The following is a 9,092-nucleotide window of genomic DNA, read 5'->3' on the forward strand; positions in this document are numbered from 1 at the left end:
TCGGTGATGAATGTGGAGTTTTCGCTTGAAGGAGATTCCGTCCATAATCCCTCCCCCCAAATGGACTGACACAGGAAATGTGAAATGGACACCACTCAATGGCTCGGTTTGTTTGAGCGCGCCTTTCGCGGGATGGAAAAAAATCTTGAGCAAGTGCTGCAACTCAACAGTTGCCGCGAGCATTGGATTCAGGCCCAGATCAGTCTGCAAGCCTGGTTCGAAGATGAGGTCGAGATCTGGACGGATCTGCCGATAGGCGACCGACGCAAGGCGGACCTGTACTCATTGGACGACAACGGCGCGGCAAGGATGGTCGCCGAAATCAAATGTCTGGGCGATGTCTCGCAGGCCAAGTGCCTGGAAGGCGATTGGTCGGTGCGGGCCGATGTTGACCGGTTGCGCTCTTTCGAATGTCCGACCCGCTTGTTCGTCCTGGTTATCGCCAAAGGCGAGCGCGAAACCAATACCGGACGGCGCCTTCGCGAAGATGAATGGGTGGATGGCCAGACATGCGTCAGTGTGGATCTGAAATTTGCACTGGTCCGGATGTGGGCTTTGTAAGTCGAGTTCTTCATCCACTTCTGCACGCGACATGGGCCACTGTGACCAAGGACTGCCAATGCTAATTGTCTTCAGTGGCCTGCCGGGAACCGGAAAGACCACGATCGCCAGATCACTCGCGACCCGGCTGGATGCGACCTATCTGAGTATCGACACGATCGAACAAGCCATCCGCAACGCCGGGGTTCTGGCTGATGACGTCGGTACCAGCGGTTACCGGGTCGCCAACGAGCTGGCCGTGAACAACCTGCGTCCTGGCCACAGTGTCGTAGTCCAAAGTGATGGCGACTGACACGGCCCTATCGCTGGCAAGCCAGCTCCCACAGTTTTTTGCGATGAGCTCAGGGTTGGCGGCTGCCAGAGATCCAAAGTGGGAGCTAGCCTGCTAGCGATTTCGGTGCATGACGATCTCAAGCTCCTCGCCCGATTCCGGCACCTGAAAGTAGCTGGAGATCAAATCAAACTCTGCATCCGAAGCGGCAAACTCATGCTCCGCCAGCGCATTGCGTGCATGCAGCCGAGCCCGGCAGGTGGCGTCATCCACTTCGAGGTAATGCAGGCAGTGCGGCACTCGCGCACTGTCCGCCAGCCCTCGCAGCCACTGCCGATCCGCCACGGTATTGGCCGGAAAATCCAGCACCACATTAACCCCGGCTGTCAGCACATCGATCACCAACGGCCCCAGCACCCCGCGAATCTGCCGCGCACATCGAATGTAATCCGCCACGGATTTGATCTGCTCCGGATACAGCCGCGACAGCCACTGATCTTCACTGAGCACAAGCGCGCCGTGCTGCTTAGCCAGTGATTGGGCCAGTGTGGATTTGCCCGAGGCGATCTTGCCGCACATCAGGTGTAGGGTGGGTGCTCGCATTGGGGACGCTTCCTTATGTCGATTGCTGGATAATGCCCAACGCCTGACAGACAGGCAATCAATGCGCCTGACCCAACGGGGAACCGTGATGACTGCAACAAACGTACGCCGATGCACCTCATGGCTGCTGCTCACCTTGCTCGCCACCACCCTGGCGCTGACCGCAGGATGTTCAAGCAAGCGCTACGCCACCAACGGTTCGAACTGCTACGCCAAAGCCGTACCCACCTCCGGCGAAGGCGGGTTAGCCTGGGGCGATACCTTGAGTATGGCGCGCAAGAAATCGCTGAATAACTGCATGCGTTATGCGAGCCGCTCCGGAGGTACGCCGAACACCTGCCAGGTGGTGCAGGCGCAGTGCAAACGCTGAGAGCGCCGATAATGATGTTGGCTGACACGGCCCCATCGCTGGCAAGCCAGCTCCTACAGGGTTATTGGGTGGACTCAGAATTGGCGGCGGCCAGAGACCCAACGTGGGAGCGAGCCTGCTCGCAAATGCGATCTGTCAGCCAAGGCGATAGCGACTGACACGCCCTCTTCGCGAGCAGGCTCGCTCCCACATGGGGTTGTGCAGTGAACTCAGAATTAGCGGCTGGCTCGCACAGTTTTTTCGCTGCAGGTGAGATTGGCGAACGGCCTGACGATCGAATCAGGCTCCTCGCTTGAGCACCGCCGTCGAAACCCGTGGCTGGATCGACTTTTCGATCAGTGCAACGATGTCCTTCGCCCCATAACAACGGAACAGAATGCTGCCAGCATCCGTATCCAGGCAGACGATTTTGGTGATGAAGCCACCTTCAAGCGTGACCTTGCGGATCATCCCCAGCGGCACTCTGATGTCCAGTGTGCCGTCCTGAACCATGCGGTTCATGGCGTTGGCATTCAGGTACACAGCGGTATTGGTCAGGGTCATTTTGCCGCCGACCCACAGCCCGCCGTACACCTCTTTGACCCCCTCCAGCACACCGGCCAACGCGCTGACATTGCCACTGCCGGCAACATCGTAGAAATCGCCGACACCTTCGTAATCCACCTCGACGTCAGCCACCAGAAAGTTGACCAGCTTCGACTTCACGACCTTCTCTTCCATCCTTGTATCTCCATGTCCCCAGAACACTCACCCGTGGCGAGGGGATTTATCCCCGATGGACTGCGCAGCAGGCCGCTTCTTGCTCGGTTGAAGAAGCCGGGCCCGCTTCGCGCGCCATCGGGGATAAATCCCCTCACTACAGGTTTACTCAGCAAAAGTGATCGTGTGCTATCAGCGATTCAACGCCGCCGCATTAGCCCGCGCCGCGTGCAGCTTCTTATAGCTGTCGATCAGACGCAGGTGACGATCCAGCCCTTCGAGCTTCATGCTGGTCGGCGTCAGGCCGTAGAAACGCACACTGCCGTTGACCGAACCAATCGCCGCGTCCATGCGCTCGTCGCCGAACATGCGGCGGAAGTTGGCCTCGTAGTCGGCCAGTTCCAGGTCTTCGTCCAGCTCCATTTCCAGACACACGTTTACCGCTTGATAAAACAAGCCGCGCTCGACGGTGTTGTCGTTGTACTGCAGGAAGGCTTCGACCAGATCCTTGGCTTGCTCGAATTTCTGCAGGGCGAGGTAGATCAGCAGGCGCAGTTCCAGAATGGTCAGCTTGCCCCACGGCGTGTTGTCGTCGAACTCGATGCCGATCAGCGTGGTGATGTCGGTGTAATCATCCAGCTCGCTATTTTCCAGGCCTTGAGCGAGGTTGCGCAGGCCGACCTTGCTCAGACTGTGCAGGTTGAGGATGTCGGCGCGGAATTGCAGGGCCTTGTTGGTGTTGTCCCAGATCAGGTCGTCCACCGGATAGATTTCCGAATAGTCCGGCACCAGGATCCGGCAGGCATTGGCGCCGAGGTCGTCGTAGACCGCCATGTAGGCTTCTTTGCCCATGTCTTCAAGGATGCCGAACAGGGTTGCGGCTTCTTCGGCGTTGGAGTTTTCGCCTTGACCTGAGAAGTCCCATTCGACGAATTCGAAGTCAGACTTGGCGCTGAAGAAGCGCCATGACACCACACCGCTGGAATCGATGAAGTGTTCGACGAAGTTGTTCGGTTCGGTCACTGCCTGGCCCGAGAAAGTCGGCTGCGGCAGATCGTTCAAGCCTTCGAAGCTGCGGCCCTGCAGCAGTTCGGTCAGGCTGCGTTCCAGCGCCACTTCCAGGCTTGGATGCGCGCCAAACGAGGCGAACACGCCGCCGGTGCGCGGGTTCATCAGGGTCACGCACATCACCGGGAATTCACCGCCCAGCGACGCGTCCTTGACCAGCACCGGGAAGCCCTGCTCTTCCAGCCCCTTGATCCCGGCGAGAATGCTTGGGTACTTCTCCAGCACTTCCTGCGGCACGTCGGGCAAAGCCATTTCGCCTTCGAGAATTTCGCGCTTGACCGCGCGCTCGAAGATCTCCGACAGACACTGCACCTGCGCTTCAGCCAAGGTGTTGCCAGCGCTCATGCCGTTGCTCAGGAACAGGTTTTCGATCAGGTTGGACGGGAAGTACACCACTTCACCATCCGACTGGCGCACGAACGGCAGTGAGCAGATACCGCGCTGGGTGTTGCCGGAGTTGGTGTCGAACAGGTGCGAGCCCTTGAGCTCGCCGTCGCGGTTGTAAATGTCGAGGCAGTATTGGTCGAGAATCTCTGCCGGCAGTTCATCTTTCGGGCCGGGCTTGAACCAGCGCTCGTTCGGGTAATGCACGAACTCGGCGGTGGCGATGTCCTCGCCCCAGAACTGGTCGTTGTAGAAGAAGTTGCAATTCAGGCGCTCGATGAACTCGCCCAGTGCCGAGGCCAGTGCGCCCTCTTTGGTCGCGCCCTTGCCGTTGGTGAAACACATCGGCGAATGCGCATCGCGGATGTGCAGAGACCAGACGTTGGGCACGATGTTGCGCCACGAGGCGATTTCGATCTTCATCCCCAGATTGGCGAGAATCCCCGACATGTTGGCGATGGTCTGCTCCAGTGGCAGATCTTTACCGGCGATGTAGGTACCCGCTTCAGAGGTCGAGTGCGGCATCAGCAGCGCTTGCGCATCGGCGTCGAGGTTCTCGACTTCTTCGATCACGAACTCGGGGCCGGTCTGCACAACCTTCTTCACCGTGCAGCGATCAATCGAACGCAGGATGCCCAGACGATCCTTCTCGGAAATGTCCGCCGGCAGTTCGACCTGGATCTTGAAGATCTGGTTGTAGCGGTTTTCCGGGTCGACGATGTTGTTTTGCGACAGGCGAATATTGTCGGTCGGGATGTTGCGGGTTTCGCAGTACAGCTTCACGAAGTAAGCCGCGCACAAGGCCGACGACGCCAGGAAGTAGTCGAACGGCCCCGGTGCCGAGCCATCACCCTTGTAGCGAATGGGCTGATCAGCGATCACCGTGAAGTCGTCGAACTTGGCTTCAAGTCGAAGGTTGTCGAGAAAGTTGACCTTGATTTCCATGCGGGTTTACCAGAGAGCAGAAACGAATTGGCGGCCATTATCCGGGTTTTCAGCCTGACGTCTTGTGCTTTTGCGTAATCGCCGCCGTGTGGGCGGCCGCGTTGCGCCGGGCATCGGCACAGGCGAGCGACAAAAATGCCCTGAGCAGTGAATTTTTTCGTGTCTTCTTGTATCTGACGGAAAGAGCCTATGCCAGCAAAACAATGGCATCGAATCCGATCAGCTATGAGTGACCCGCATGAAATCAAGGAAAAACACCGTCAATCCCATCGGATTGAAAGACATCACCATTGTCGACGACGCCAAGATGCGCAAGGCGATCACCGCCGCCGCACTGGGCAACGCCATGGAATGGTTTGACTTCGGCGTGTACGGCTTCGTCGCCTACGCGCTGGGCAAGATCTTCTTCCCCGGCGCCGATCCTGGCGTGCAAATGATTGCTGCCTTGGCAACATTCTCGGTGCCGTTTCTGATCCGTCCATTGGGTGGTTTGTTCTTCGGCGCCCTGGGCGACAAGTACGGACGCCAGAAAGTCCTCGCCGCGACCATTGTGATCATGTCGCTGAGCACCTTCGCCATCGGCCTGATTCCGTCCTATGAATCGATTGGCATCTGGGCGCCGATCTTGTTGTTACTGGCGAAAATGGCCCAGGGTTTCTCGGTCGGCGGCGAATACACCGGCGCGTCGATCTTCGTCGCCGAATACGCGCCCGACCGTAAACGCGGCTTCCTCGGCAGTTGGCTGGACTTCGGCTCGATTGCCGGTTTCGTCCTCGGCGCCGGTGTGGTGGTGCTGATTTCGACGATTATCGGCGAAGAGAAATTCCTTGAATGGGGCTGGCGCCTGCCGTTCTTCCTTGCGCTGCCACTGGGCATGATCGGCCTCTATCTGCGTCATGCACTGGAAGAGACACCGGCGTTTCAACAGCATGTCGAGAAGCTCGAGGAAGGTGATCGCGAAGGCCTGGCGGGCGGCCCGAAAGTTTCGTTCAAGGAAGTTGCGACCAAACACTGGCGCAGCCTGATGACCTGTATCGGTGTGGTGGCGGTGACCAACGTCACCTATTACATGCTGCTGACCTACATGCCGAGCTATCTGTCGCACAACCTGCACTACAGCGAAAACCGTGGCGTGCTGATCATCATCGCGATCATGGTCGGCATGCTATTCGTGCAGCCGGCGATTGGTTTTATCAGCGACAAGATCGGCCGCAAACCCTTCATTGTGGTTGGCAGCATCGGTCTGTTCCTGCTGGCGATTCCGGCGTTCATGCTGATCAACAGCGGCAAGATCGGCCTGATCTTTTCCGGCTTGCTGATCCTCGCGGTGTTGCTGAACTTCTTCATCGGCGTCATGGCCTCGACCCTGCCGGCAATGTTCCCCACGCACATCCGCTACAGTGCTCTGGCCGCCGCGTTCAACGTCTCGGTACTGATTGCCGGCCTGACGCCGACCGCCGTGGCCTGGCTGGTGGAAAGCACCAACAATCTGTACATGCCGGCTTACTACCTGATGGTGATTGCTGTGGTCGGCCTGATCACCGGCGTGACCATGAAGGAAACCGCCAACAAACCGCTGCGCGGTGCCGCACCGGCCGCGTCGGACCTTGAAGAAGCCAAGGAACTGCTCAAGGAACACCACGACAACATCGAGCAGAAAATCGAAGACATCGACGCCGAGATCGCTGAACTGGAAGCCAAGCGCAAGGAGTTGGTGCAGCAGCATCCGCGGATCAACTAATGAGTACGCGGCGTGGTTACTCGAATCGGAGTCGAGTGGCCACATAGGCGCCGCGTGCAACCAAATCCGCATTGTTTGACGGAGATCGCGCCCTTTCGCGCGACCTCGATACCAAAGGTGCCAGCGTGGATAATCACTCCGATCGTCGCAACAAGCTCTCGCTGGACAGCCTCAATTTTTTCCTCGCCGATGTGCGCGACGGGCTAGGGCCATATCTGGCGATTTACCTGTTGGCGGTTCACCACTGGGAGCCGGCCAGCATCGGGCTGGTGATGACCCTCGCCGGGATCGCCGCGCTTGTCACCCAGACACCCGCCGGGGCCCTCGTCGACAACACCCGGAGTAAGCGGGCGGTGATTGCGGTTGCCGCGTTACTGGTGACCGGCAGCTGTCTGGTGTTGCCCTTCGTCACCTCCTTCAGTCTGGTGGCGATTACTCAAGCCTTGAGCGCCGCCGCGGCGTCGGTGTTCGCCCCGGCCATTTCGGCGATCACCCTCGGCATCACCGGCCCACGAGCGTTCACTCGGCGCACCGGGCGCAACGAGACCTTCAACCATGCCGGCAACGCCTGCGCGGCGCTGCTGGCCGGTGGTTTTTCCTACCTGTTCGGGCCGGTGGCGGTGTTTTATCTGATGGCGGTCATGGCGCTATGCAGTGTGATCGCCGTGAGCTTCGTCGATGCCAGCGCGATCAACCATGATCTCGCCCGAGGCCTTGACCCCAGCGACGCTACACACGCCAAGGCGCCTTCGGGATTGGCGGTGCTGCTGACCAACAAGGCGTTGCTGATGTTCGCCATCTGTTGTGCCCTCTTCCACCTGGCGAACGCGGCGATGCTGCCACTGGTGAGCCAGAAACTGGCGCAGGTCAATCTGCAGATGGCGACGCCACTGACCTCGGCCTGCATCGTCGCCGCGCAACTGGTCATGGTGCCGGTCGCGTTGCTGGTCGGGGCCAAGGCCGATGTGTGGGGACGCAAGCCGCTGCTGCTCGCAGGCTTCCTGATTCTGCCGTTGCGCGGCGTGCTCTATACCTTGTCCGCGGATCCTTACTGGCTGGTGGCGGTACAGATGCTCGACGGCATCGGCGCGGGGATCTTCGGCGCGCTGTTCCCGGTTGTAGTGAAAGACCTGACCCTAGGCACCGGACACTTCAACATCAGCCTCGGCGCCCTTTCGACCGTGTTTGGCCTGGGCGCGGCATTGAGCAGTAGTGTCGCGGGGATTGTGTTACAAGAGGCCGGATACAACGCGGCGTTTCTGACCCTGGCGGTGATTGCCGGCCTGGCGTTTATGCTGTTGTGGCTGGCAGTGCCAGAGACATTGGCAGACCGACGCGACGCAGTTATCGCCACGGTTTGAGAGGCGCAATTTTTCGATCCTGCGCAACAACCCCTGACTCGAGGAAGGAATTTGGCCAATAACACGCTTGAGTTCAGCGACAGTGATCTGGCGCAGATGCAACGCTTTAACCGCAAGCTCGCCTGGCTGCCACGGTTTCGCATCCGCAATCGACTGACGCCACGTCTGGTCCAAGGGCTGCTGCGTGCCAGTCAGATTGTCAGCGCGGACAAGCCGGTCAAGCATGACCTTCAAGCGCAAAACACAGTGGTTTATTCGCAAGGTGCTTCAGTGCCCGTCCGAATCATCCGCCCGCAAGGAAACGCTCAAGGCGTGGTGCTCGATTACCATGGTGGCGGTTGGGTGATTGGCAATGCACAGATGAACGACGACCTCAACATCGCCATGGTCAAGGACTGCAATGTCGCCGTGGTCTCGGTCGACTATCGGTTGGCGGTCGATACGCCGGTTGAGGGGCTGATGGAGGACTGCCTCTGCGCCGCTCGCTGGCTGCTGAGCGACGACTGCACAGAGTTCACCGGCCTGCCGGTGATCGTTGTCGGCGAATCGGCGGGCGCGCACTTGGCCGCCGCAACGCTGTTGGCGCTTAAATCATCACCCGGTTTGCTGCAGCGGGTCCGCGGTGCGCTGCTTTTTTACGGTGTCTACGACCTCGCGGGTACTCCGAGCGTGCACGCAGCTACTGCTGAAACTTTGGTGCTCGACGGCCCGGGCATGGCCCAGGCGCTGCGCTTGCTGACACCGGGATTGAGCGATGAGCAACGCCGGCAGGCACCGCTTTCCCCGCTGTACGGCGACTTCCGCGGGTTGCCGCCGGCACTGATGTTCACCGGTGAACTGGATCCGCTACGCGACGACACGCTCGAACTGGCTGAGCGCTGGCAGCATTCTGCGCCGGTTGAAGTACATCTGCTGCCCTCTTCCGCCCATGGCTTTATCCATTTCCCGACTGACATGGCCAGACGTGTTCTTGCCTACAGTCGGGCGTGGCTTTCACGCCAGATCGAGGAAAAAACACTCAGTTAGCATCTGAATTAGTGATCAAACCACTTTCCTGCGGGCAAAAAAAAACCCCAACTGCTTTCGCAG

At 59.2% G+C, this 9,092-nt stretch carries 8 protein-coding genes and 1 pseudogene; 6 read left to right on the forward strand and 3 right to left on the reverse strand.

Going from position 1 to position 9,092, the window contains the following annotated elements; genetic code table 11:
• Positions 1–84: 84 nt before the first annotated feature.
• Complete coding sequence (locus NTD85_RS14530) at positions 85–561, forward strand: hypothetical protein (RefSeq protein WP_003224343.1); 477 nt, start codon at positions 85–87, stop codon at positions 559–561.
• A gap of 58 nt (positions 562–619) precedes the next feature.
• A pseudogene (locus NTD85_RS14535) lies at positions 620–835 on the forward strand (AAA family ATPase); the annotation flags it as partial.
• A gap of 111 nt (positions 836–946) precedes the next feature.
• Here the strand turns inward: NTD85_RS14535 and NTD85_RS14540 are convergent.
• On the reverse strand, positions 947–1,435 hold the full coding sequence (locus tag NTD85_RS14540) for an AAA family ATPase (protein WP_262142491.1): 489 nt from the start codon (positions 1,433–1,435) through the stop codon (positions 947–949).
• An 88-nt stretch (positions 1,436–1,523) separates the two neighbouring features.
• Between NTD85_RS14540 and NTD85_RS14545 the strand changes: the two genes are divergently transcribed.
• A complete protein-coding gene (locus NTD85_RS14545) occupies positions 1,524–1,805 on the forward strand; it encodes a hypothetical protein (protein ID WP_045122746.1) in 282 nt (93 codons plus the stop codon).
• Positions 1,806–2,084: 279 nt separating this feature from the next.
• On the opposite strand, the gene NTD85_RS14550 is transcribed toward NTD85_RS14545, so the two are convergent.
• Positions 2,085–2,525 (reverse strand): hypothetical protein, encoded by a 441-nt coding sequence (locus NTD85_RS14550; RefSeq protein ID WP_262142492.1) that lies wholly within the window; start codon positions 2,523–2,525, stop codon positions 2,085–2,087.
• Positions 2,526–2,696: 171 nt separating this feature from the next.
• Positions 2,697–4,901 (reverse strand): OsmC domain/YcaO domain-containing protein, encoded by a 2,205-nt coding sequence (locus tag NTD85_RS14555; protein WP_103520573.1) that lies wholly within the window; start codon positions 4,899–4,901, stop codon positions 2,697–2,699.
• Positions 4,902–5,139: 238 nt separating this feature from the next.
• Between NTD85_RS14555 and proP the strand changes: the two genes are divergently transcribed.
• The 3 genes from proP (at position 5,140) to NTD85_RS14570 (ending at position 9,029) form a co-directional block, all read left to right on the forward strand.
• Complete coding sequence (gene proP / locus NTD85_RS14560) at positions 5,140–6,642, forward strand: glycine betaine/L-proline transporter ProP (RefSeq protein WP_003224336.1); 1,503 nt, start codon at positions 5,140–5,142, stop codon at positions 6,640–6,642.
• 125 nt (positions 6,643–6,767) lie between these two features.
• Positions 6,768–8,003, forward strand: coding sequence for an MFS transporter (locus NTD85_RS14565; protein WP_262142493.1), 1,236 nt, complete (start codon positions 6,768–6,770; stop codon positions 8,001–8,003).
• Positions 8,004–8,099: 96 nt separating this feature from the next.
• Entirely contained in the window at positions 8,100–9,029 is a 930-nt protein-coding gene (locus tag NTD85_RS14570) for an alpha/beta hydrolase (RefSeq protein ID WP_262142494.1), read from the forward strand.
• Positions 9,030–9,092 lie beyond the last annotated feature (63 nt).

The organism is Pseudomonas sp. 13B_3.2_Bac1, from assembly GCF_025466205.1.
In the GTDB taxonomy this organism is placed as follows: domain Bacteria; phylum Pseudomonadota; class Gammaproteobacteria; order Pseudomonadales; family Pseudomonadaceae; genus Aquipseudomonas; species Aquipseudomonas fluorescens_H.